This window comes from Fusibacter ferrireducens (assembly GCF_015352425.1).
GTDB lineage: Bacteria > Bacillota > Clostridia > Peptostreptococcales > Acidaminobacteraceae > Fusibacter_A > Fusibacter_A ferrireducens.
The window spans coordinates 1-24,157 of sequence record NZ_JADKNH010000009.1; the positions used below are offsets into that span (position 1 = coordinate 1).

Consider the following 24,157-nt stretch of genomic DNA (forward strand, 5'->3'; position numbering starts at 1 on the left):
TCTAATAAAAGAAACTGATATTTCCGTGGCTTAGACTAAAGCTTCATTTTTGTAGGGCCTAAAAGACCTTTATTAAGTATGCCCTTTTTTACTTTGAGCTACTTTATTTTTCACGCTAACTCCCACCTGACATTAATCCACGCATTTCATCTTATAGTATGTACTGTTATCACCATGCTATAGGAATTTTAAATCATATGCAATCTTTTTTCTATTTAATCGAAAAGATAGAGCTTATTACACTATTCGAACATTGACACCACCAAAATTCTATCGATCTGCGGTCAATTCCTTAAAATTTTGTTACATAAAGTGGGATACTAATTAATATATGTTTACTAGCCTATTTATATTCATATGTACGAAAATTTAAAAAGGGTTTCCTGTAAAATCAGTTATATCTCAAATAGTAATTTGGTTGTCATCCTGAACAGTACATCTAGAGACAGCTCCAAAGTCACCTTCATTAATACCTTCCGTTCATCTTGTTGCTCAGTAACTAAATGAAGAAAATCGCTCTCATTTTGTTCATAGACGGACATAGATACTTGTAAATGTCTATTTTGTGTATTTATATTAATTGATATAAACTATAAATTATTTTATATCCAAACCCAATGTATCAATTAGATATTCTAGACGATTTCGTAAGAAAGTTTCTGAAAGCGATGGAAAACATGTAAGCAGATATGCTAACGATTGCATAAAAGGTAAATTAATACGGTGCAATTCATTCATTATTGCTTTATCATAAAAATCGATACAAACAGAAGCAAGAACACCATCAACAATCGTACGCAACTCAGCATTCTCTAAAATAAGTTTATTCCAATTATTTTGACATTCTTGACGTTCATTAAAGGACAAAATATATTCATATTTTGTCAATGCTTTTAATTGCCTTATATTGAGATTATTGATATTCCGCACTGCATTTCTCTTGTATTTATCGATGCTCGCATTTATATCACAAATGCTTATTTTGTGGTTATCATATTTAGCCGCAATGAACGCTTTAAGACAAGCATCATCGGGATCATTAGTATTGATCCACAAACGTATATGTTTAACTTTTGTAACAGACCTTAAGAAAAAGTCCACTTTTTTTAATAAATCAGGATCAACAGAATGATCATATAAACTTTTTCGTGTTTCAACATCAAATGGATCTATAATATTTCCTAATGATAAATTAAGATTAAGATTTGTACTAATCCCAAATCTATAAATTTTCTTAAGTGCTTCTAATACGCTTATACTTGAACATAAGTTAATAGAGTTAGCTATTTTCATATACGCTCCTTTTCATCGTTTTATATACTCAGTTTTTTCAAAATCGGTTTTATATGAAATCTTAACGCCGAGACAATTTCAATTTATAGCAATTACAATCCATTAATATTTCATTATAATAAAATTTCTCAAATCGCAATACTGACATTTTTCGTTTAAGGTTTCATCCATTCCATTATCCACTATTTCTAAATATTTATCTACATTTTGGCCTATTTGAAACAAAATACATCCAAATTGGACCAAAAATAATATTTGTGCCCTATTATAATATATCTTGTCAAAAATAAACTGGGTGCTATTAGAATATAACTATGAAAAATTAAATTAAGTTTTCTTCAAAATTTGACTATAATACCTCGGCTAAACTTCACCTATCACCTAGCACTAATCCACAAATCATAATAAGATATCATACTTTTTTTATTAATACCTCTTTTATAGCATGGTTCAGTTCTTCCAAGCATACCTGTGAAGTATATCTTAATGCATTAGAACTGGTTCTTTAAACCCATTCTATTTTTTTAAAATCAAAAATGACCATATCATCCCTGAATCGGATGGATATAGTCATTTTTAGTAAGGGTTATTTTGAAAACGCACCTTTGTCGTTATTGCCTAGAATCTTCTAAATTAATCATTGTCTATCGCCGTTAAATTCACGTGTTGATCTTCTGTTAAACTACTGTAGACACTTCCTCTAGAAGTAATTGAAAAAATTAAGTCCCCCACTACAGTGCCTCGAATCTTTGAATCCTCGTAGCAAGTATAGTTAATACGCTGAGGGGTATCAAAATTACTTGGGTCAAATGTCAATGTCGGATATTTAAACACTGGATAGCCACCACTCGTATCCCAATAGCTCCCCTCTATAATGAACTGATCATTTCTATTTTCGCGGATGGCGACATAAACTGTATCATCTGGTATCTGTGAAAGTGAAATCTCCACATAGCCACTCTCCCCTTCATTGTATGTCTGATAGATTGTTTTAGAAATCATTTTTGACTCAATAACCATAGTGTGGTCTTTTGTCCCTGGATCTGTTGAATTCTGACTGCCATCATCAATGACTAAGCGCCCTGGAACACCGCTTACACCTGTTGTTGAACTGATATTGCCCCCAATGCCAACCTCGATAGAAGCGGCTGAAGTGGTGGTCACAACAATACCTGCAGAAGAGGTTGTTTTAGCTATCGTTGTAATAGGTACCCCAGAAAGACATACATTGCCGTCACTATATTGGTTAAACACAATATTTTTACTGTCTCCTACAAACATAGGGTTAAAAATCTCATTTCCGAAGTCAATTTCAGCTTTCACATCAGGTGTCTCCACATGAATAAGTCTCAATTTTCGTTTGCCGTTTGCCTTCTTAACATATGCCATCACTTTATTATTAGGTGCGAAAGAAAGCATGGTGCCCTCTGTATCTACTTCTACTCGTTTCTCATAGTCTTCTTTAAATCGCAAGTACACCGTACCAAAATCTGAAAATTTGCCACCATCGATATAATCCCAATCTCCTAAGTGCGCATTGTCAATTCTCAAATATGAGATAACTGAAGCATCTTGAGTGATTGCTGGCCACGTGTCCATTTCGCTTGCTGTGGCAGAATACATTGAAAGTGTGAAATTATTGTCTTCATACGAATGCCACCATCTCATAGGCGAAGCCGCAATATCGTAATCATTCGCACCATCAGTCGCCCACATACTTTCACTGGCAACGCCATAAGGTTCAGTTGTCTTAAAGGCATGGCCATTCTTGAGATCCATTACGAGTACACCACCCGTACCAATCATTTCGCCATAACCAACTGTTTGAACATATAAATCAGTCGGAGAAACCGTTGCGCCAACATAAAATTGTTCCCACGGTCCAAGGTTGACCCTTATCGGATGCGAACCATCGGCTTCTGCTTGGTATAGCCACTGTTGTGTATAGTATATATATTGGCCATCATGCGTCGATGAAATGCGTCCAATAGTAGAATTATTGCGTACGATTTTACGCATGTTTTTACCATTAAGCTCAGAAATGATGATATCTCCTGTTGGCATTTCATAAGGTGCCAAAGGCACTGTAGACAGTTTTTTATTCGTATACGTGCGTACCACATATTCATTTGTTTTTTTAGTTTGCGCATTTGTATCCTTATGTTCTAATGTGGCACTATCATAACGATAAGCCTTCGTAGAAGTAATCGTAATCGTTGAATCCTTTTGAGCATCATATTTCTGATAAATCAAAGTGTTTTTGCCACTATCATAAGCCTCCAAATTCAAGTGACCTATTCTCTGCCCATGATTCTCCAATTGCATATAAGGTCTTGCAAACGTTACGCCATCATCCATGCTGCGCATAAAGTAGAGAGAGGCTCTAATCTCTTGAGCATCATACGTTTGTGCTTCAACGCCTATATTGATAAAGGCAACGGATACCACGCCATCTGCATCCACAGCAACTTTAGGATCTTGACACTGTCTTGAAATCTCAGCGATATTTTTGGACTCAACCACCTTTACACCCTCTGTATACTGGGCATAGTATATCTCTTCTGGTTCAAAATCATCTATACCTCGCATACTGTCATGTTTTTTTCTCGTCTGTTCCCAAACATAATAGGTCTTATAGGTATTGCCCTCTTTATAAATCGCAACATCTGGATTGTTGGCAGTTGCATATAAAAGCATATCTTTCCCATTGTTAATGCCGTAATCATAATAGTCTATTTTACCTGTCAAAGAAGAGACTTGATAGCGTTTCACTTTTACAAAATCAAAGGCCTCGATATCTGATTCATATGCCTTTATTTGACGCTCGTAATCATCGCCACTTCCCATAGATGGCGCTTCACTATAAGTGACGACCACATGATTGCCCACAGCATCAATAGCGGGTGCACATCCATCCTCTGTGGAAATGCTTTTAAGCGTTCTTAATGCATAGCTGCCTCCATGATTTTCAATGACGGCAAGCTTGATATTTGTGTCTTCACTTTCGTCAGCACCATTTTCTTCATAGGTCAGTAGCGCATCGGCATCCCCATCTCCATCAATATCCGTGAGTTTAATCTTAGGGTGGCACGAGACTTTATTACTGCTCGAAATATTGATGGCGTCATGCCATGTTACGCCGTCATCACTAAAAGCTACAAATACGTCGTCAAATTGGTTGTTATCTTTTCCGATCCAAGTCGTCCCATAGGCACCCAAGTGATAATCCGCAGAAGGTTCATCAGGAGCACTTTCAATACCGCCGATATTTCGACTGATTTCACAGATTGACTTTACCGTACCTGTTAAGCCATCCGCATATGCGCCCATGAGCATAAAGCCGCCCTCGTCAGATAAATCCATATAAACGGAAAGCATGTCTTCTGTGGTTTCATTAATTGCAATATCTCCGCGCATAGTGCCTTTATCCAAGCTGATTGGATCGGAAAACTTTCTCACCATTACGGATTTCACATTGGATAAAAAGCGATTATTAAGTGTATTCACGCCTAAATCATAACGTGTATCTTTTGGCATATCGGGTACTTTAAACGAGAGTTCTTCGTGGAAGTTGCAGTCTATGTTACCACCAAAATCTGCAATCGAACTGGAAGTCTCTGTCAAAACACCTGCTATACTCCCAGATTGAATGACTGGACTGGCAATACCCAATCGCACATCATTATTCTGTGGATCCAAAAATTCTATTTTATTATTTTTGCCATAATGAGAAAAGCCCTTACCACTTACTGATAAAATTTCACCCACAATTGCAGATGGTGGCGCTTTATGCAATTCGTTGTTCTTAACCTTTACTGTCACAAGGTTAGAAGCATAAGTTTCACCTGGCAAATTCGTCGGTGTCATATCTTGGTCTTTCCCAACAACCACTTGAAAATCGCCTTCTACTGTGTCTGGTAACTCAAATTCAAAAGCATTATAATCCGCCGCTGAAATAAATCTTTTTTCAACAATCCCCAACGGATTATAGCCCTCTATCGTTGGTACAAATATATTTTGGTGCGTCTCTTTCTCTTTACTGAAACCAAACCCTTCCACTTTTAAACGGTCTCCTAAATAAGCCTCTATCGTCAATGGTGACTCTGTCATCGTTTCTAAATTGATGATTTTATCAATTCTAGGTCCAGCCGTAAAGGGCGGCTCTGTTTGCGTTCCTGACAGAACTACATACGTTCTCGTAATGGATGCAGATTCTACTGGAATTTTTGCATTCGGCCCCGTTACCTGTTCGATATCTGCAATCACTTTAACCTTCACGATGCCAGGTTTATGACCTTTAATAACCAGCTTATCACCATCCCAGTGACCACTGACTACCGATTCATCTTCAGATTCCAACTTAAGCTTAACTTCTACATCACTTAAATTGACATCAAAGTCAAAGATATCACCAATAATGTTCTCCACAAAATCAGAAACAAAACCACCGATCATGAACTCAACAGCACCTGCCACTGGATTATTAAAATTGGATGTGATTGCTCCTGTTGCTTCATCCACAATAAGACCCGTATCCGTATTACCTTCAAAATCCATAGTCCCTTTGATATGCAATGCTCTGCCAACATAAAGCACCCCAGCATTTGTATCCATAATCTCCGCTGGCAAAACTTCTATCTTTTCAAAGAGAGTAGCATCTTTATTTGCGTTGTACAAGTTTTCAACCAGCTGATTTCTCGCATCATAATCCTTAATTTGATCTTCTAAAATTGTATCTGCCCACTGTCTAAAGTTCTGACTGAAAGTGTATTCAAAACGAGAAGCAGTACCCACATTTATGATTTGAATCGTGCCATCTGTTCGAATTTTATTCACAATCTCTTCTAAGTCCTGAATGATACCATCAGAACCCGCAAATATATGTCTATAGCTATTCCTATTGATATACACCGTCACTGGATCATTTTCAATGAGCTCAATGTAAAGATTCAGCTCTGAAAGATAGACATTAATATCCGCCTCTAAAGTATACTTGCTCATACAATTTAAGAGCGGATCGATATCTGATTTAGACTTTCTCATATCTTCATACATAGTCTCTAGCACCGCATCGTCCTTAATTGCGGTTAGCAAAGATTCATCCACGCCAAATGCATCTGCTGGATTATAAAGGCCTTCTACACTGGATTTCAACTGAATTGTCGAGTTTCTGAGTTTTAAAGCGGTTTCATACAAATCATTGGTACTGGAACGTTCTCCCAAAATTTCTCTCAGAGATAGAAAACCTTCATTCAGGCCATAATTGTCAGATACAACCTGTGTGGCAAAAGAATCGCCAACCGCATATGAAGGCGCACAATCCAATACAAATATAATACCTGTAAGCGTTGAAATAATTGGCGTTAGCACCGTTTCACAGAAGCTTAGAACTGACTTTCCAAGGGCAACTAAGCTCGTTGTCCCACCAAAGCTGAATATACTGCCGATAACACCTGTTGCAATCATGGCAATACCAATATTGCGCATCCAAGTTCTCGCTGTTTTTAGTGTCGAATGCACCTCTTTGAGGGTCTTTATCGCCGTATTGATGTTATCTAATGATGCCGAGGCTGTAGAATGGCTCAAGAGTTCTGTTGCCATGGCCATATCCGATTTTTGTTTTACGAGCGCTTCTGTTGCCATCAATTGATTAAAAATCTCAAGCACTTCTGGATCTGCTTGATTGAGTTCTACCATCAAGCCGTCTAGTTCTGTTTTAAGATCCGATAATTCGTCAATTAAATTGCTTGAAAGCGCCGCATTTAATTCTGGCGTATAGGCAATTTGAATTTCATGAATCGTACTGTCAATTAAGGCTCTGGTATCCTCTACAAGCACTTTTGCACTGTCATGATCAGCTTGAACCGCCAATGCTTCACCATGAAAATCAAACTTATAAGAAGTCATGTTGGCTGTTTCAACATAGACTTTATAGGATTCAATCTCCATAATCGGCGCAATGACAACCACTTCACCCACTTTATAATCTACGATTTGAGCTTCAACTTTTCCTTGAAGAGCACCCTCAAAGTAAACTTTAAAGTCTTCAAAATCCGCTGTGAAACTCTGTCCTTCTAGGGTCACATAAGTGCCAAGAGTTCCATGATTTGGCATCATTCTTGTCACATCAAAAGTATCAGATGGCTCAATAGGGCCCTCTTTTTGGGTTATTTCATCCCCACTATAAGTTCTACCACTATAGCCTTTTTCACCGCTTTTAGCTGTAAAAACAGCCGTCTCACTGGCACTGTTACCCGCATGATCGTATGCGGTATAAACCACTTTAACGGTATGCCCTGCAATACTCAAATGGTTTCTTGCACTGGCAAGATCCGCAACATGATGACCTACATCATCACTCGTGTAAGCCATCGTTACACCTACCAAACCATCCACATTGTCCGATGCTGTTGTTGAGGGCGCTACCCAACTCGCTACCTCATTTGATGCAATTTCGCCATCTGCTACAGATGCTATAACAGGTGCTATCGTATCAACAGGTGTTGGTGGAGGCGTTGGAGGCGTTGGAGGTGTTGGTGGCGTTGGTGGTAGAGATGATCCACCGTTACTACCGCCGCCATTATCGTTATCATCTTCATCATTATCCACATGACTTTGCTCATCGATTAAACCTTCTACAGAATTATTGGCCTTTTCTCCAGCATAGGCTTTTAAATCCTGATCCACTTCATATAAAAAAGAAACGGCCTCAGAATAGCGCATTACCCTGTTACCTTTAAATTCGCCATCTGGATAACCTTTAAAATAACCCATTGCGTAGAGCGTCTCTACCTTACTTCTTGCCCAATCTGGCATATCCTCAGAATCTTTAAAGTGATTACCTGCTTTTTCTTCAAGTTCTAACAGATTGAAGATAATCGCTACCGCTTCATAGCGACTGATGATATCATTGGCCTTAAAGGTTTTATCTGGATACCCCTGAATCCAGCCTAAGTTATAGAGCGTTACTATTTCCTTTGCATATGCATCTTCCCTTCCGATATCAGAAAAAACACTTTCATATTCTTCCAATTCAACACCGGAAACCTTAAATATTAACCTTACAAATTCGCCCCGAGTAATTTCCTCATCAAAAGACGAACCAACGGGTGCATCAATATAGCCTGCATCACTAAAACTTTGAATCATTTCTTCTGCCCAATGAATCGTCTGTACTTCACTATCTGCAAAAGCTGCCACTGGTATGGAAACCATCATAATTGCCACTATCAAAATGGTCGCAGTGACTCTTCGTAATTGCCTCATTATAAAATCCCCCTCTTTTATCTTTTAATCTTTAGTAGAGTGTCAAAAGTCTATTTTACGCAAAATGTTGTTTCACGTATTTTCCGTAAACAAAATCATGTGATAGCGGATTGTTCAACTTTTGAAGGTTGGCACTCTAATCCTCTCTACTATTATTAATTATCTTATTTGAAGGTTTTTTACAATACACCACTGGTCACTTTGGCATAGCTAGGTGTCACTACGTGTATAGGACTGTTTCAGGTTTACAATGATCCTTGCGATTGTACTTTAGGACTGTGTTCTTATAGGATCACATAAAAAAACAACCTCAAAATGAGATTGTTCTTTTGTCTTAAATCATTAGAGCCTGCTTCACCTGTTCGTAAACACAAACTTTTGCCAAGGTTTAACGAGATCTAATAAAAAATGTTCTTCATCCCTAATATGACCTACTACACTGGTTTTACCCGAATTTGGCATATCCGTTAAAGCGATTTGCAACTCACCAGCATAATGACCATATGCACTGGATTCAATAATCACATCGCCACGCTTTATCGCCACAGGATTTATAAGCTCAAATGGGTACCCTCTGTATTTTACTCTGGATTGCGTGGAACGAATCAAATGATCCGATACATCACCCCTATTGAAATGTAGAGTTTCAAGTACGATTCTGCGTTCAATTTCCGGCAGGCCATCGACGAGCTCCACTTCAAAGGAAACCAAATCTCGTCTGAGTTTTCCGATGGCTTTAAGTTCTGCTTCTGACGCATAGCAATTCGAAATGATCACATCATCTATGAGGCCATTCATGCTGATATAATGCTTGACTTGGATATCTATAGGCAATTCTCGATGACAATCCAGCGTAGGCAGTCCATCCGTTACAGGCCAAGGTCCAAAGCTGTCCTTTACTTGTGAAGTCACAAAAGCAGCCGTTATGAGACCGTATTTTTTAAAGTGTTCTGTACAGGCCACAAAATGTGACATCTTTAACCCACTGAATCGATGGGGATAAAAGTTATGGCATCCAATCAATTTGTCTTTATTGGGCATGTAGTTCATAATCGTATCTATATAATGTGTATCGTTACTCATGTTGATTTCAATGAGAAGTCCCTGTTCATTAAAAGTCATCAAAGCCTCTTCACTACCTGAAAATCCCATGTCTAGTCTGATGCCATGTGCGCCAATCTCTTTGAAAAAAGAGAGGTCTTTATAGCTGATATTCAGGTCTTTAAAGACACTTGGGCTGACATCTGCAATGACGCACATGCCCTTTTGGGCAGCATAATCATTAACGGTTTTAAATGCGCTCACAATCTTATCTATTTGTGTTCTATCCACACTCAACAAGCAGGTGAAAATGCGATCAAACCCATTTTCAGACGCCAGATCAATATAAGCTTTCATTTCATCCAAACTGCTTTTTTCAGGGTATATGGATATCCCTAATTTTCTCATTTTGAGCCTCCACATTGCTCTTCCATTCTTCTGTAGAGCTTAATAAACTTTTCTGCCATGTTGAGTTCTGTCATGGCCGTCATAAGATGATCCTGAGCATGTACTAAGATGATGTTAAACTCAACATGATCCCCCTGTGCTTCGGCATAAATCATGTCGGTTTGAGCTTTGTGTGCTTCACCAAGGGCTTTATGACCTTCTTTTAGAAGTGCCTCTGCTTTTTCAAATTCATTATTTTCAGCTGCTTCAATGGCTTCATAAGCAAAGCCTTTCGCGTTTCCTGCATTTGATACGATTCCGAAAATCATCATTTCATCCATTTTCATTTTTTTATCATGAAGATTCTATAGTTCCAACCCGTTATAGACTAGATCCAATCTTCTTCTCCTTTTTTGAATTGAATATCTTTTGAATTGAATATCTTTTTAATCGCTCACCTATATTTAAAGTATACAAAGTCTATTTTACACAATCCATCTATTTTTTTATAGATTTATTATCCCACATGGATAATCATCTAAAAATAGTTGCCTAACCTCTTGCAGATCACTTCAATTTTTTAAACGCATTAAACAAAATGAGTCTGACAAAACTCAGTTTTGCCAGACAATATTAAGCTCCATTATACTTTTTTTGGGGGTGTATAATGAATTGTAAGCGCGTTAATGGTCTTCTTTTTCAAGTGCCAATTGCTTGTTGTCATAAATTTTAAAGAAGGGATAGTAAATGATCATTGCAATTAAAATGCAAACGACACTTAGGACAATGGCACGCCAATCCCCACCTGTTGCTACGAATGCGCCAATTGGCCCCGGAAGTGTCCACGGCGCCATGATAAAAGGCCTTGCAACCAGATGAAATGCCATTGCAATATAGCTTATGATGGCAAGTACTATTGGCGTTAGAATAAACGGTATAATCAAAATAGGATTTAATACGATGGGGGCACCAAAAATTAAGGGTTCATTGATGTTGAAAAGTCCTGGCGCAAGTGCCATTCTCCCCAATGATCTACTATAGACCGATTTAGAGGCAAATGCCATCAATAAAACCAGTCCAATAGTGGAACCTGCACCACCAATCCATATGAACCATTGATAAAAAGGTTCTGGCGCAATATGAGGTAAAGGCAACCCATCTGCTACCGCTTTGGCATTGGCATCGAGCAATACAGTCCAAATCGGCCTAGCCAAAGACCCCACCACTGAAGCCCCGTGAATGCCGGCAGACCAAAATACAGTGATTAAACCGACTGGAACCAACACGCCAAAAAGCGTATCCGATGTGGTCACAAGCGGTGCCATGATTTTGGTGACAACGCCATGCCAATCGAAACCAAATACGAAGGTGATAAAAGTCATTAACACAACCACAATTGCCGTTGGTGTCAAAGCTTTAAAAGACCTTGCAACAGATGGAGGCACTTGCTCTGGCATGGAGATCTTAAAGTTGGATTTGTAAACAAATCTCATGATTTCAACTGCCAATATAGACGTCATAATTGCGACAAACATACCTGAACCCCCTAAATTGGCCATAGGAAGTGCCCAGCCCAGCCCATCGACGGCTCGTGGAACCATTGTCATTAGAAAAGCCACCACTGCTAATTGGGCTCCAGATACACCATCCAGATCATAGGATTTAGCCAAACTGTGACCGATACCCCACGCTGCATATAAGGACATCATATACATTGTCAACCGATAGGGTAACAGAATCGTAGCGCCATGTGCCTTAGCCCAAAGTGCAAGTGCTGTGTCTGCTGGCACAGGTGGGAATGCAATTATTAGAAAAAAAGAACCCACAGTGATAATCGGCAGCGTCCCCACTATGCCATCTCTCACTGCGCGTAAATGTCTCTGTTCAGAGAGTTTGGCCATTGGTGTGGAAAACTTTTCGTCTAACCAGAGCATGAGCCTTTCCATCATTGAGTGTTACCTCCCCTTATGCATTTATTTTTGCCATGATATAATCAAAGAGTTTTTTCACAATTGGGTCCATGGGGGCATACATATTGGGTGGAATTTTATCCACGATTAAATCTTCAAATTTAGCGCACTCTTCCTTGATGGCGTCAAATCGGTGTCTAATCTGCGGCGCCACCAATAGCACGTCATACTGTTCTGTTTCAAGCTGTCTTAAGTACCCTGAGGCACCAAAAGCGTTTACGGTCATTGCCACACCGTTTTCTTTAGAAATCTCCTCTAGTTTTTTTGCGGTTATTGTGGTGGACATTCCACCTGCACATACGAACATAATTTTCACGAAAAATTGCCTCCTGTTGATTTATATAAACTCAGTTGGAAATCCATGCCTTCTTCCCATGATCATCTATGCAAATCATTGAGTAATGCGTCATTGCTTTGGAAAACTGATACTGTAACGCTGTTATGAGTGTATCTTTTTCTTCAAAACATATGGTTTCAAACTGTTCCTCTGAGAATACAGTCAGTTCAATCTTTGAAACTGCTGAACACTGTAGTGTTAACTGGTTTTCATCAACTGCCAAACTGTAAATTTCAGGTCCATTTGAAGCATAAAATCTTTTGCTTTTAATGGCCTTTACAATTTTATTTTTATCTGTTGCACTGTCCTCAACGACGATGTAGCCTTTAAAGTATTCACATGCACCCTGATCATCTAAGAGAGCATGTGAATCATCCACTGAAGTAAATAACAACGTCTTTCTCATCTGATATAATTCAAACAAGTAGTCTGAAGCATCCTGTCCCGATTTGGCATTATAGACTTCTATACCATCGTAATTTCGAAGTGCCTTCAGTAATTCAATTGGAATAAAAGGGTTTTTAGGGTGCGCAATAATCACCAAATTACCACGACTTCTGAGCTCATCTATGAGATCTTGAACTTCATCTAATTTGGTATAAAATAAACTCTTATACGAATTGTCATCATGTTCAATACGGTTTGATACATCCTGTTCTGGGTCCTTAAGGGTCAACAAGTGAAAGTGTATGCGCTCATCATAGGCCTCGTGGTCCAAATAACAATTGTATTCACAACCATTGAGTAAGATTAGATCTCTAGAAACACCTTCCTCATCAAAGTAAATGCGATGATCCGTTATGGCTAAAAAGGCATATGTCTTTGCCTTATAAAGCTTTTGAATCGCCTCAACAGAGCATTCGCCATCTGTCCGCGTGGTATGACAGTGGATATTGCCTTTAATTTGTGCGTTAAAAGTCATGACTTTTGTAATAACATCTCCCCCGATCTCTCTGATGTAAGTTTACCTTGATCAATGGCGATTTTACCGTTTACAATCACATACTCAACACCAATGGGTTTTGAAATGGAATGATTAAACACGGCAGTGTCTTCGATTTTATCATAATCAAAAATCGTAATATCGGCATAATTGCCCTCTTTGAGAATGCCCCGATTTTCCAGGTGAACGTTTTGAGCAGGCAATCCCGTCATCTTATAAACAGCGTCCTCAAGTGACATCAATTGATGTTGCCTGTTGAGTTTTAAAAATCTTGGGAAAGTGCCGTAATTCCTAGGATGCGGTTTAAAAGACATCTTCTCAGGATCGATATTATAAGCGCTTCCGTCGCTGATTACAGCGCAATCTTTTCGGCTCATAATTTTGAGAACATCTTCATCATCCATGGTAAATCTAATCGTCGGTACCGTACAGGCCGTGTTTTCCAATAGGTAAATCACCGTCTCTGCCTCAGATTTTCCGAGCATCTGACTAATTTCTCTGATATTTTTACCATCAGCCTCTGGCATAAAGCCACCAGTGGAAACCACCATAACTCTATCTAGACCCATTTCGAAACTATTGCTGCCTTCAATGCCTTTGATGACCTCATCACGCTGATCTCTAAATCTCTCTAGGATTTTATCTATGCCACCTTCGTGCACCCAATTGGGCAACACAGCCGTAAGGCCTGTGGATGAAGCGTTATATGGATACTGTTCTATCGTCAGATTGACGCCCTCTGCTCTTGAAGACTCAATAATATCAAAAAGTTCTTCTGTTTTATGCCAGCTCCCATAGCCCAATTTTAAATGAGAAATATGTACATGTGCTTTTGAAGCTCTTCCAATTTCAATCATTTCCTCTATCGCTTCAAACACAGCTACATTTTCATTTCGGATATGCGACGTCACGATTTTTCCATGTTTCGCAACGACTTTGCTGAGTTCTACCAACTCATCGGTGTCACAAAACATCCCTGGCGCGTAAGCGATACCAAGTGACAAGCCAAATGCGCCTTCACTGAGTGCCACATCCAGCAGCGCCTTCATGGCTTCGATTTGCTCAGGCGTTGCCTTGACATCACCAAAACCCACAATGGACGCTCTTAAAGCACCATGTCCAACATATGTGCCCCAGTTGATGCTCTTATTCATAGCCTCAGTCTTCTGAACAAACTCGCCCAGAGATTTAGACACATAGCGGATATACTCTTTTTCTTCAGTATAACTCTTTAATCTTTCAAAACCCGCATCGTCGCTTGGGTAGTAAGAAAAACCACAGCAACCGGCAAGTTCCGTCGTAACGCCTTGAAACAGTTTGCTGCCACAGGTTTCATCTTGAATAAACGCAATGTCCGAATGTGTGTGCATATCAATAAAACCGGGAGAAACAACCAGCCCGCCTGCATCTATATTTTTCACACCATCCTCTAAATCAGGCGCAATTTTAACAATGCTCTTATCCTTTATTGCAACATCTGCTATAAAACTTTTTTCTCCAGTACCAGAGACAATCTTGCCATTTTTGATCACCAAATCATACATTTTTTTTGCTCTCCTTAATCGCCATTTACAATGACTTACAACGCCCTTTAATGGTTCATAACCTGTTATAATGGTCTACAAATATTTACTACAAATTTTCATATAAAATAGCTTCAAGTCTTTTCCTAAAGCCAATGATTTGAATGTTTGTCCTCGTGGGATGAACTCTATTGGATAAGAGTATAAAAGCCAATTTTTTTTCGAAATCAATCAACAAGCTCGTGCCTGTGTATCCTGTATGATAAATGACTTCATGATCAGATACATTTCTAACAATCCAGCCAATGCTTCTAAAGTCTCCATCTATTGGAATCATTTTTTTCTGAATGCACTCAATGGATGCTTCCGACAAGTAACGTCTGCCATTAAACTCGCCCTGATTTAAAATCATTTTGGCAAATATCCCAAGGTCCTTTACTGTACTGTAGATGCCTGCATGTCCTGCAACACCATCCAGTAAAAAGCCTTTTTCATCATGTACACTTCCCCTAATAAGCCCCCTGAAACCAAAGATCTCTGTAGGAGCTATCCGAACAAGGTCTTTATGATTAAAGCAGGTATCTTGCATATTCAACGGTTTAAAAAAATGTTCTTTAAGGTAACGTGGAAGTGAACCCGTGATTTTTTCAATGATAAAACCTAAATACATAAATCCCACATCTGAATAAACCACCTTAGAATCCGGTTCATATTCTAGTGTACAAGCCCTCAGGTCGTTAAGAAGTGGCTCAACAGAAGTCATCTCCTCAGTCCCCGGCGTCAATGCGGGATAACCAGAACTATGTGTCATCAAATGCCTGATGGTCACAATATCATTATCTATAAAAGGGAGATATTGACTCACCTTGTCTTCCAATTTCAATTGCCCCTCTTCAACCAGTTTTAAAATAGCAGTGGTCGTTCCAACGACTTTTGTCAACGAAGCAATATCGTATACCGTATCCAATTTATTGGGTTCTATTACAGGATGGGTCGCTTTGTTTCCAAAGCTCCCGTAATATTCTGCATCATCAATCACCAAACAGTAATTTGCCCCTGGGAAAACCCCCTCTTGTACACCGCTAGTAATGCACTTATCAATTTTTTCTAAAAGAATGGACCTATTTTTCATACTGACCTCTATTTCTTCACTGTGCGTTCGATTGTTTCACTGTGAGTTCTATTGCTTCACACGAACTCTATTTTTCCCCTACAAATTTCAAAATACGATCTGGATAATGGCAAGCTACTAACTGATCTTTACCAAGTTCACGAAGTTCTGGCTCTTCCTCGGTACATTTCGGCTTGACATTCGGACATCTTGGGTGAAAACGACACCCCTTTGGCAAATCCACCGGTGAAGGTGTTTCACCCTTTAAGACGATCTTTTCACGCTTATTGTCCACATCCACATTGGAAAGAACACTTACCAACGCTTGCGTGTAAGGGTGTTTACAGTCTCCTGAAATGATATCCGCAGGACCAATTTCCACGATTTTACCAAGATACATAATGGCAATCCGATCGGATATGAGCCAAGCTAAAGATAAATCATGAGTGATAAAAAGATATGAAGTGCCCTTTTGCTCTTTCATTTCGTACATGAGTTTTACAATATCTGCCCTAATGGAAGCATCTAGCATGGACACGGGCTCATCTGCCACAATAAATTCTGGAGATACGATAAAGACGGCAGCAATGGCAACACGCTGTCTCTGTCCACCGCTGAGTTCATGAGGATATCTGTAGATATAGTCCTCTCCCGGCTTCAAACCTGCGAATTCTAAGGCTTGTATCGTCTTATCCTTGATTTCCGACTGTGTTAAATGCTTATCTATGAGCCTTAAGGGTTCTGATACCACGTCGATGATCATATACTTTGGATTAAGCGATTGGTAAGGATCTTGAAAAATCATTTGAGCTCTTTTCCTAAAGTTTTTCAACCAAGTTTTATCATTGAACTTATAGACTTCATTGTCGAATTTAAGTTCCCCTTCATGTTGCTGCAGGTTGAGAATTGCACGACCAGCAGTGGTTTTACCAGAGCCTGATTCACCAACAAGGGAAACAATTTCTCCCTTTTTAATACCCAAATTCACACCATCCACTGCTTTGACGACCTTATCGTCTTTATTCAGGAGACCACTTATAAAGCTGCCTCGAATTTTAAAGTGCACTTTTAAATCCTTTGCTTCCACAATATATTTATTCATTTGCATCACCTCTCAATAAATGACATGCCGCAAAGTGTCCATCTCCAAACGAAACCAATTTAGGTTCAATGCTTTTGCAAAGTTCTATGGCTTCACTACATCTCAAATGGAATCGACAGCCTTTTGGTGGATCTAGCAAATTCGGTGGTGTTCCCGGTATGGATTCGATCATCTTTCTTTCACCATAAATATTGGGAAACGCAGCAATCAGCTTCTTGGTATAAGGATGCAGACTGTTCTTGATAATATCTCTCACACTACCGATTTCTACGATTTTCCCCGCGTACATCACGGCAATTCGATCGCAAGTTTCAGAAATAATGGATAAATCATGCGTAATGATGATCATACTCATGTTGAGTTTTATTCTTAAACTGTTGATCAAATCAATAATTTGAGCTTGAACCATGACATCCAGTGCAGTGGTGGGTTCATCCGCTATGAGCACCTTGGGATCGCAGGCAAGTGCCATTGCAATCATAACGCGCTGACGCATGCCACCCGAAAACTCATGCGGGTAATTATCTATACGGCTCGTATCTAGTCCCACCAGTTTAAACAGCTCTTTGATCTTTACCTTGACATCATTTGGATTGATATTGGGATTGTGAAGTGTAATGGCCTCTGCAATTTGAAAACTAATTTTTTTAACTGGATTTAAGGCATTCATTGCACCTTGAAATACCATTGCGATATCGTTCCATCTGTATAATTGCCACTCCTCTTCCGTGTTTGGGGCCAAATTTTTGCCCTCATAGTGAATTTCACCCGAATGAATGTAGCCGTTGTCTGGAAGCATCCCCATGGTTGTCAGTGCTGTGGTCGTTTTGCCGCAGCCTGATTCACCAACAAGGCCCAAAGATTCACCCTCATAGAGGTCGAAAGACACATTTTCAACCGCTTTTACGGTTCCTAAACTGATATCAAAGAATATACTTAAATCTTTGATTTCAAGTATTTTTTTATTTGGCTCATTCATATTATCTACCTCTTAACTTTGGATTAAGAATTTCATCAAAAGAATACCCTACAAAAGTGAAACTGAGTACTAATAAAATGATCGCTACCCCTGCGGGTACAAAATACCACCATGCACCTATGCTCACTGCACCATTTACAAACGCACCGTTGAGCACCTGTCCCCAACTCACCGAAAGCGGATCGCCTAAACCTAAAAAGCTCAATGAAGCTTCTGCCAATATTGCTGAAGCTGTGGCCAAAATCGTATTGGCGAAAATCACTGGAAATACATTCGGCAAAATGTGCTTGTACATGATATAGAAATTACCAGCACCGATCGATTTTGCACGTTCAATGTAAGGCCTCTCTCTTATGGATAAAGCCTGTGAACGCACCAATCTAGCGGTACCCGTCCAACCTGTGAACCCTATTACTAAGATGATGTTCCTAATATTAGTCCCTAGAAGTGCAGATAATACCATAATCAGTGGCAGTTTAGGCAAAACCATCATGCCATCTGTAAATCTCATGAGTATGCTATCAAATCTCCCACCTATGAAACCTGCAACCAGTCCAATGATTGTTCCAATACTAATAGAAATAAATGCCGCTGAGAACCCTACAATTAGAGAAGTCTTCGTCCCATGAATTATGGCGCCAAAGAGATCTCTCCCCAAATGATCTGTCCCAAATATAAATTCTGAAGAAGGGGGTGCCATCATAGGCCCTTTGCCAACATCTATCGTTGAGTACGGATAAACTTTAGGCCCAACAAAAGCGATGACAAAGAATAATATCACCATTAAAAAACCAATCGTGCCAATTCTATTGCCAAAAAAAGCTTTTGTAAATCTCTTAAAATTTCTCAATCTGACTTCAAATTTGTCCTTCTTAATCTGTTTCTTATGATTTGAATTTTCCATTTAGTCACCCCTATTCATATCGGATACGCGGATCAATGTACATATAGATGATATCCGCAATAAAATTAGCCGCCACCACAGCAAAACTTGTGATTAAAAACGACCCTTGTAATAGTGGGTAATCCCTAGCAGTAAGTGCTTTTAAAAGCAATGTCCCAACACCCGGCCATGTGAAAACCGTTTCCGTTTGTATGGCACCTGCAACGATAAAACCGATTGAAGTTGCAATTACAGTGACCATGGGGAGCATGGCGTTCGGAAGCGCATGCTTTCTGATGATATACTTTCGACTAAAGCCCTTCGCTCTAGCAGTATTGATATAATCTTCTGTAAAAACATCCAACAGTGAACTTCTCATAATCATGACATAGCTGCCAAAGATAGCAAGCCCAAGTGTGATTGTCGGAATGATCAAATGGTGTGCCACATCCTTAATATAAGTAAAGGTACTTACATTTCTAAGCCCTGGTGTCATCATGCCAAATAAAGGGGCCCATCCGAGCTTGACACCAAAGATAACGATGAGCACCATACCAAACCAAAATGCTGGAATTGCGTAGATTAAAAGCGCTATACTGAGTAAGCCCACATCGATTTTCTTACCCCTGTGCGCAGCAGCCACAGTCCCAAAGATGATCCCAAAGGCAATTGCCAACGCTTGAGCACAAAGTGCCAACAAGAGTGTATTCGGCAATCTGTTCCAGATGACTTCCATAACGGGTTTTTTAAATGAAAAAGATGTGCCAAAATCACCCATCATGGCATTTTTGATGTATACAAAATACTGTTGATATATCGGCAAGTTCAAGCCGTAATTGGCCTTAATTTGTGCTGCAACCTCTGGGTCCACACCGCTTTTTACAAACATAGAAGTGGGATCTCCCGGCATGACTCTAAAGAGAATGAAACTAATGGTCAATACGATTAAAATTGTAATGATACTTTGAAATATTTTTTTAGTAAAATACCTAAAATTCATGGATTACCCCCATCATCTATCGTACTTATTGCGAGGAAACGTTGTTAAAACAACACTTTTATTCAAATGAAAGAGTGCCCTAAAGAGGAACACTCTTCCATTGAATTCAAATATTATTTGGATACAGGCTTAATATTGATGTAGGTTTCATTATTAAAGATTGTACCGTCTCCTGCAAATTGGATAAAGCCCTCATATTTATCTGTTCTGTATGCGTCATAGTAGCCTTGGTAATAGAGTGGAATATAAGGTGCATCTTCTAAGATGATTTTTTGTGCTTCATGAACGGTTTCAAGTCTTTCCGCTTCATTAACTTGTGTGATTTGTAAGTCCACAAGCGCATCGTATTTTGGATTTGAATACATGACTTCTTGGCGACCACCGATTTGATCTGTTGTGAGAACCGTTAGGATAAATCCTGGATCATAACCTGGCGTCCAACCCCAAATATACATATCAAAGTCACAGAAATTATCTGCATCTAAGTTCATCATATCGCCAAGTGCAGAACCATCTATAGATTGAAGTTCTAAACCAATGCCGACTTCTTCAAGCCATTTGACAATATAGAGCGCACTGTCTCTGTAATGCCATGCATAACCATCTGTTAAAAGTGCCATTCTGAAAGATAAAGTATCCCCCTCAGCATTCTTTCTCACTTTGACATCTCTACCGCTGATTTGAACGGTTTCAAAATCTGTAAAGCCCGCTTTTTCAAGTAGAGCAATTGCTTTTTCTGGACTGTACTCATGTTCGCCTGGTAAATGCCATTTGCCTGCTGAAGTTGGAACGATCGTCGTCCCTGCATAACCGACGCCTTTTAGAACATCGTCTACAAGCTTTTGCTTATCAAGTGCTAGATTAATGGCTTGTCTCACTTCTTTAATTTTAAGTGATTTGTTAACGGTTGATCTTGGATCATCCGAACTGTTAATACCAATCTCTGTTAATTTAGGTTGTAAATTCTTTAAGACCTTGACGTTGGGATCACTTTCAAGTTCTTCCGCTTGAGTGCCACTTGGTGAGAACATGTCTATGGATCCTGCTTTAAAAGCTTGATACATCGTATCTGAGTTTTCGAATAAAATGAATAGCAACCCATCTACATTTGGTTTTGTACCATAATAGTCTTCATATCTTTCGTATTCGAGTTCTGTGTTTTGCGGATTGAATTCTCCAACCAATTTCCAAGGTGATGTCCCAATCGGATTTGGATTTGTAAACTCAAGCATCTCTGCAAGTGGCATCGCACCAAAAATATGTTCTGGTACGATATAGATGACTTGAAGTGGTGTGTCTAGAAAATTGGCAACCGGTGTCTTCGTCGTGAATTTGACCTCATAATCGCCTAGCTTCTCAATCTTTTCAATTGATTTTACGTCAGCTTTTCTGCTAAAGCTCGCATTTTCGTTTTCCATGTTGTCTAAAATGATGCCATAAGTAAACATCACATCATCTGCATCGAAGGCTTCACCATCTTGCCATTTGATGCCTTCTTTGAGTTTAACCGTCCATTCGAGTCCATCATCAGAAGCTGTCCAACTGTCTGCTAAAATCCCTTTAAACTCAAGTGTTTTGGCATCCTGAATCACCAATGTTTCATACATGCGCAGTGCATTGTGATCCGCTTGCATGGTTTGTATGAAAGGATTCGTATTTGTTGGGAAAGCTGTAATCCCCAAGTTGACAATGTGTTTTTCAGCAGGCGTCTCAGCCGCTGGTGTCGAACCGCCATCAGTTTTAGAAGTCCCACAAGCTGTAAGACTTAATACCAATGTCAATATCAACAATAAACTAAAGATCTTTTTCATGTTTTTTCCCCCATTCTTTTAAATATATAAAAATGACTCTATGTCATTTTTTGCCCCCAAATATGCTATAAGCTATTTATATCTACTTTTATTATCTGCTTTTATGCCCATTTATATTTTATGCCTACTTATATTTTATGCTTCTAAGAGTAACGTGTCAAAATTCAGTTTTCCGTAAATACTCTAACGGTCATTCACTCTATATAGAGTACCCTTTTCCCATCGAGTTTAACAAGAGATTCCCCTGATAACGGCATACCTTATGTCACAGCAATAGAAGCTTTAAGCTGCTTTATAGAACGCGCAACCACTTCAATGGCAATTATTGCTCATTTCCTGATTTAAAAATATAGCTTATTTCCCGATTTCTGAATTCTGTTTATGGGTTGCCGCTTTATCTTACATTCTATATTTATTAGCAAATTTGATGCCATCTTTCACATATAGGCTTCTATCAATGGATACAAGCCCACTGACACCATTCTTAAAATGCATTCCGATCTTCTCTAAGTCTTTAATTACAAATGTTCTACCCTATCTTATGCCTTTTACAACTTTTTATAGCGACTTTAAAGCCTTTTTTGTCATTTACTATAATTACCACTGTTAAAGACACATCTGTCCTGAAAACAGGAAGACGGCCGACGATATCTAGGATTTCTCAACAATCACTTGTTTCTCACCTGAGTAGATCAAATGTCATTCCAATTGAATCCTGTTTGATCGGAATCAAAACATAATCGCCCTCAAGAGACTCCCAAGACCCCTCTTGAACATGAAGAGGCCTAAAGCAATTCAAAATAATTTGATTTACTCTAGACCTCTTCGTCAGATCTTTATGCCCTATTGACTTCTTCCAGTAAAAAACAACTTTATAAAGTCCTATATTTCAGATTGAATTCACTAAAAATATATCTTTGAATTTTTTCTAGTATTTTACTGTATCTCACATTCTTTTTCGCAATTAATACCAATCTACAAGTAATATCGTACTCAAGTTCTAAAAGTTTATATCTTGGATTTGCTGCCATGGATTTCGCAATGAAATCAGGAAGTATTAAAAGTCCTTCTTTGTGCAAAATCATATTTTGTACATATTCTGCGTTTAAAGCTGAAAAAACATGCTTCTTGCCCAACGGATTCAAATCGTTTGCATTTATAATTTGTAAGACATCATCCGTCGTAATAATGGTTTCTCTCAAAAATGATTGTAAGCTCAGATTATTCTTCTTTTCAAACCCATGCTGATGAGATACCAAACCCATAAGATTACAGGGCATCAGATTGCTTACATCATAATCGCCTGTGACCTCAAACTCTTTTTGCGGCGATAATAACAGGGAGATATCCATTGTCTTTATAAAATTAGGACTGATTAAAGATAATTTATCCGTCTCGTAATAGCTGATTGGCAAGCCAGGATTTAATGCACAGAATTCTGCTATGATTTTACCAAAGAAGAGATTCCCCAAAAACGGAGACACCGCTATTTTAATGGGAGCATCCAGATGAGTCCGTGTCATTTCAATGTTTTTCCGGATATTATGGAAATTATCAATAAGATTTGTGGCATCTGCAAATAAAATTTCACCCTCTTTTGTGAGTTCAAAGATTGCCCCATCTCTAATAAATAATCGAGAATCCAATTCTTCTTCCAAATGCCTAATAGACTTGCTAAGTGCTGGCTGAGAGACATAACAATTTGCAGCCGCCTTTGTAAAGCTTTTCTCTTTAGCTACCTCTACAAAATATATGAGCTGTTTAATATCCAAAAAATCACAACCTTCTTTTTATTCTGTTCCGGTGCTCGTTGCTTCCCTCACCATTAGAGCAATATTATCTGCAAATCTCATCACCACTTCATCTAGAATATCTTCTCCAATTTCCATGCGATGGTAATTTAAAAAACTAAGACTTCTCATCATGCCAGCAACAACTTCAGTTCTTATGGGGCAAATTAAATCATTTGCTGAAATCCAACTATCGATAATTTGGCAGAGTTTTTCACTGCTCAACCTTTTGAATTCTCTTAACCTTTCGTGCCCAGCTTGATCGAAAATAGATGAGACAGTTGAAGGTTCATAGGCTTTTGATAAAATAGGATGTTCCAACAAGTGACGTCTGTTCTCAATAATATAGGCCAGCAATAAATCGGATAGTTTACCTTTTTTATATAAAAATAAACTTTCCATCTTGCCATTCAACTTTTTCCATTCCCTCTCATACAGATCAAGATAAAAAGCACCCTTTGAACCATAAAACAGATAAAATGTACCTTTTCCAATATGTGCTTCTTTTGTAATGTCTTCAATAGTTGTTTTTCCGACACCAAATTTAGTGAATAAAACCATCCCTGCATCCAGAATCTTATCTTGAATGAGCTCTTTTTCTTCTGGTGAAAAATGTCTCGGCATTTACATCATCCCCTTAACAATCAAATTTTATGCATTTCCCCATTCATATAAGGGATCTCTTGAAAGTCTGTGTAAGGCTTTTTTTTAGTATATCAAA

16 protein-coding genes are annotated in these 24,157 nt (G+C 38.8%); all 16 read right to left on the reverse strand.

The window, feature by feature from the left end; translation table 11 throughout:
- Window positions 1–597 precede the first annotated feature (597 nt).
- Window positions 598–1,293 carry a DUF3658 domain-containing protein gene (locus ISU02_RS14740; protein ID WP_194702607.1) on the reverse strand — a complete coding sequence of 232 codons (696 nt, stop codon included), beginning with the start codon at window positions 1,291–1,293 and terminating at the stop codon, window positions 598–600.
- 633 nt (window positions 1,294–1,926) lie between these two features.
- Window positions 1,927–8,559, reverse strand: coding sequence for an S-layer homology domain-containing protein (locus ISU02_RS14745; RefSeq protein ID WP_194702608.1), 6,633 nt, complete (start codon window positions 8,557–8,559; stop codon window positions 1,927–1,929).
- 354 nt (window positions 8,560–8,913) lie between these two features.
- Window positions 8,914–10,008, reverse strand: coding sequence for a DUF871 domain-containing protein (locus ISU02_RS14750; RefSeq protein WP_194702609.1), 1,095 nt, complete (start codon window positions 10,006–10,008; stop codon window positions 8,914–8,916).
- Complete coding sequence (locus ISU02_RS14755; protein WP_207736341.1) at window positions 10,005–10,334, reverse strand: PTS lactose/cellobiose transporter subunit IIA; 330 nt, start codon at window positions 10,332–10,334, stop codon at window positions 10,005–10,007. Before ISU02_RS14755 ends, ISU02_RS14750 begins: the two co-directional genes overlap by 4 nt.
- 336 nt (window positions 10,335–10,670) lie before the next feature.
- Complete coding sequence (locus ISU02_RS14760; RefSeq protein WP_207736343.1) at window positions 10,671–11,936, reverse strand: PTS sugar transporter subunit IIC; 1,266 nt, start codon at window positions 11,934–11,936, stop codon at window positions 10,671–10,673.
- A gap of 16 nt (window positions 11,937–11,952) precedes the next feature.
- The gene (locus tag ISU02_RS14765; RefSeq protein WP_228727844.1) at window positions 11,953–12,264 is read right to left on the reverse strand and encodes a PTS sugar transporter subunit IIB; all 312 of its coding nucleotides are present in this window, start codon (window positions 12,262–12,264) and stop codon (window positions 11,953–11,955) included.
- Between the two features lie 40 nt (window positions 12,265–12,304).
- Window positions 12,305–13,216, reverse strand: coding sequence for a PHP domain-containing protein (locus ISU02_RS14770; RefSeq protein WP_194702611.1), 912 nt, complete (start codon window positions 13,214–13,216; stop codon window positions 12,305–12,307).
- Window positions 13,213–14,781 (reverse strand): N-acyl-D-amino-acid deacylase family protein, encoded by a 1,569-nt coding sequence (locus ISU02_RS14775; RefSeq protein ID WP_194702612.1) that lies wholly within the window; start codon window positions 14,779–14,781, stop codon window positions 13,213–13,215. Before ISU02_RS14775 ends, ISU02_RS14770 begins: the two co-directional genes overlap by 4 nt.
- Window positions 14,782–14,869: 88 nt before the next feature.
- Window positions 14,870–15,892 (reverse strand): serine hydrolase domain-containing protein, encoded by a 1,023-nt coding sequence (locus ISU02_RS14780; RefSeq protein ID WP_194702613.1) that lies wholly within the window; start codon window positions 15,890–15,892, stop codon window positions 14,870–14,872.
- 67 nt (window positions 15,893–15,959) lie between these two features.
- Entirely contained in the window at window positions 15,960–16,973 is a 1,014-nt protein-coding gene (locus ISU02_RS14785; protein WP_207736346.1) for an ABC transporter ATP-binding protein, read from the reverse strand.
- Window positions 16,966–17,952, reverse strand: coding sequence for an ABC transporter ATP-binding protein (locus tag ISU02_RS14790; protein WP_194702615.1), 987 nt, complete (start codon window positions 17,950–17,952; stop codon window positions 16,966–16,968). Before ISU02_RS14790 ends, ISU02_RS14785 begins: the two co-directional genes overlap by 8 nt.
- Before the next feature lies 1 nt (window position 17,953).
- Window positions 17,954–18,856 carry an ABC transporter permease gene (locus ISU02_RS14795; protein ID WP_194702616.1) on the reverse strand — a complete coding sequence of 301 codons (903 nt, stop codon included), beginning with the start codon at window positions 18,854–18,856 and terminating at the stop codon, window positions 17,954–17,956.
- A gap of 10 nt (window positions 18,857–18,866) precedes the next feature.
- A complete protein-coding gene (locus tag ISU02_RS14800; RefSeq protein WP_194702617.1) occupies window positions 18,867–19,835 on the reverse strand; it encodes an ABC transporter permease in 969 nt (322 codons plus the stop codon).
- Between the two features lie 113 nt (window positions 19,836–19,948).
- Window positions 19,949–21,646 carry an ABC transporter substrate-binding protein gene (locus tag ISU02_RS14805; protein WP_194702618.1) on the reverse strand — a complete coding sequence of 566 codons (1,698 nt, stop codon included), beginning with the start codon at window positions 21,644–21,646 and terminating at the stop codon, window positions 19,949–19,951.
- A gap of 872 nt (window positions 21,647–22,518) precedes the next feature.
- Window positions 22,519–23,418: a LysR family transcriptional regulator gene (locus ISU02_RS14810; protein WP_194702619.1), complete on the reverse strand. Its 900-nt coding sequence runs from the start codon at window positions 23,416–23,418 to the stop codon at window positions 22,519–22,521.
- An 18-nt stretch (window positions 23,419–23,436) separates the two neighbouring features.
- Window positions 23,437–24,060: a TetR/AcrR family transcriptional regulator gene (locus ISU02_RS14815; protein ID WP_194702620.1), complete on the reverse strand. Its 624-nt coding sequence runs from the start codon at window positions 24,058–24,060 to the stop codon at window positions 23,437–23,439.
- Window positions 24,061–24,157: the final 97 nt, after the last annotated feature.

Coding starts and splice junctions, on each gene's coding strand:
- ISU02_RS14740 (WP_194702607.1), bottom strand. CDS start 1,293: ATGAAAATAGCTAACTCTATTAACTTATGTTCAAGTATAAGCGTATTA.
- ISU02_RS14745 (WP_194702608.1), bottom strand. CDS start 8,559: ATGAGGCAATTACGAAGAGTCACTGCGACCATTTTGATAGTGGCAATT.
- ISU02_RS14750 (WP_194702609.1), bottom strand. CDS start 10,008: ATGAGAAAATTAGGGATATCCATATACCCTGAAAAAAGCAGTTTGGAT.
- ISU02_RS14755 (WP_207736341.1), bottom strand. CDS start 10,334: ATGAAAATGGATGAAATGATGATTTTCGGAATCGTATCAAATGCAGGA.
- ISU02_RS14760 (WP_207736343.1), bottom strand. CDS start 11,936: ATGATGGAAAGGCTCATGCTCTGGTTAGACGAAAAGTTTTCCACACCA.
- ISU02_RS14765 (WP_228727844.1), bottom strand. CDS start 12,264: ATGTTCGTATGTGCAGGTGGAATGTCCACCACAATAACCGCAAAAAAA.
- ISU02_RS14770 (WP_194702611.1), bottom strand. CDS start 13,216: ATGACTTTTAACGCACAAATTAAAGGCAATATCCACTGTCATACCACG.
- ISU02_RS14775 (WP_194702612.1), bottom strand. CDS start 14,781: ATGTATGATTTGGTGATCAAAAATGGCAAGATTGTCTCTGGTACTGGA.
- ISU02_RS14780 (WP_194702613.1), bottom strand. CDS start 15,892: ATGAAAAATAGGTCCATTCTTTTAGAAAAAATTGATAAGTGCATTACT.
- ISU02_RS14785 (WP_207736346.1), bottom strand. CDS start 16,973: ATGAATAAATATATTGTGGAAGCAAAGGATTTAAAAGTGCACTTTAAA.
- ISU02_RS14790 (WP_194702615.1), bottom strand. CDS start 17,952: ATGAATGAGCCAAATAAAAAAATACTTGAAATCAAAGATTTAAGTATA.
- ISU02_RS14795 (WP_194702616.1), bottom strand. CDS start 18,856: ATGGAAAATTCAAATCATAAGAAACAGATTAAGAAGGACAAATTTGAA.
- ISU02_RS14800 (WP_194702617.1), bottom strand. CDS start 19,835: ATGAATTTTAGGTATTTTACTAAAAAAATATTTCAAAGTATCATTACA.
- ISU02_RS14805 (WP_194702618.1), bottom strand. CDS start 21,646: ATGAAAAAGATCTTTAGTTTATTGTTGATATTGACATTGGTATTAAGT.
- ISU02_RS14815 (WP_194702620.1), bottom strand. CDS start 24,060: ATGCCGAGACATTTTTCACCAGAAGAAAAAGAGCTCATTCAAGATAAG.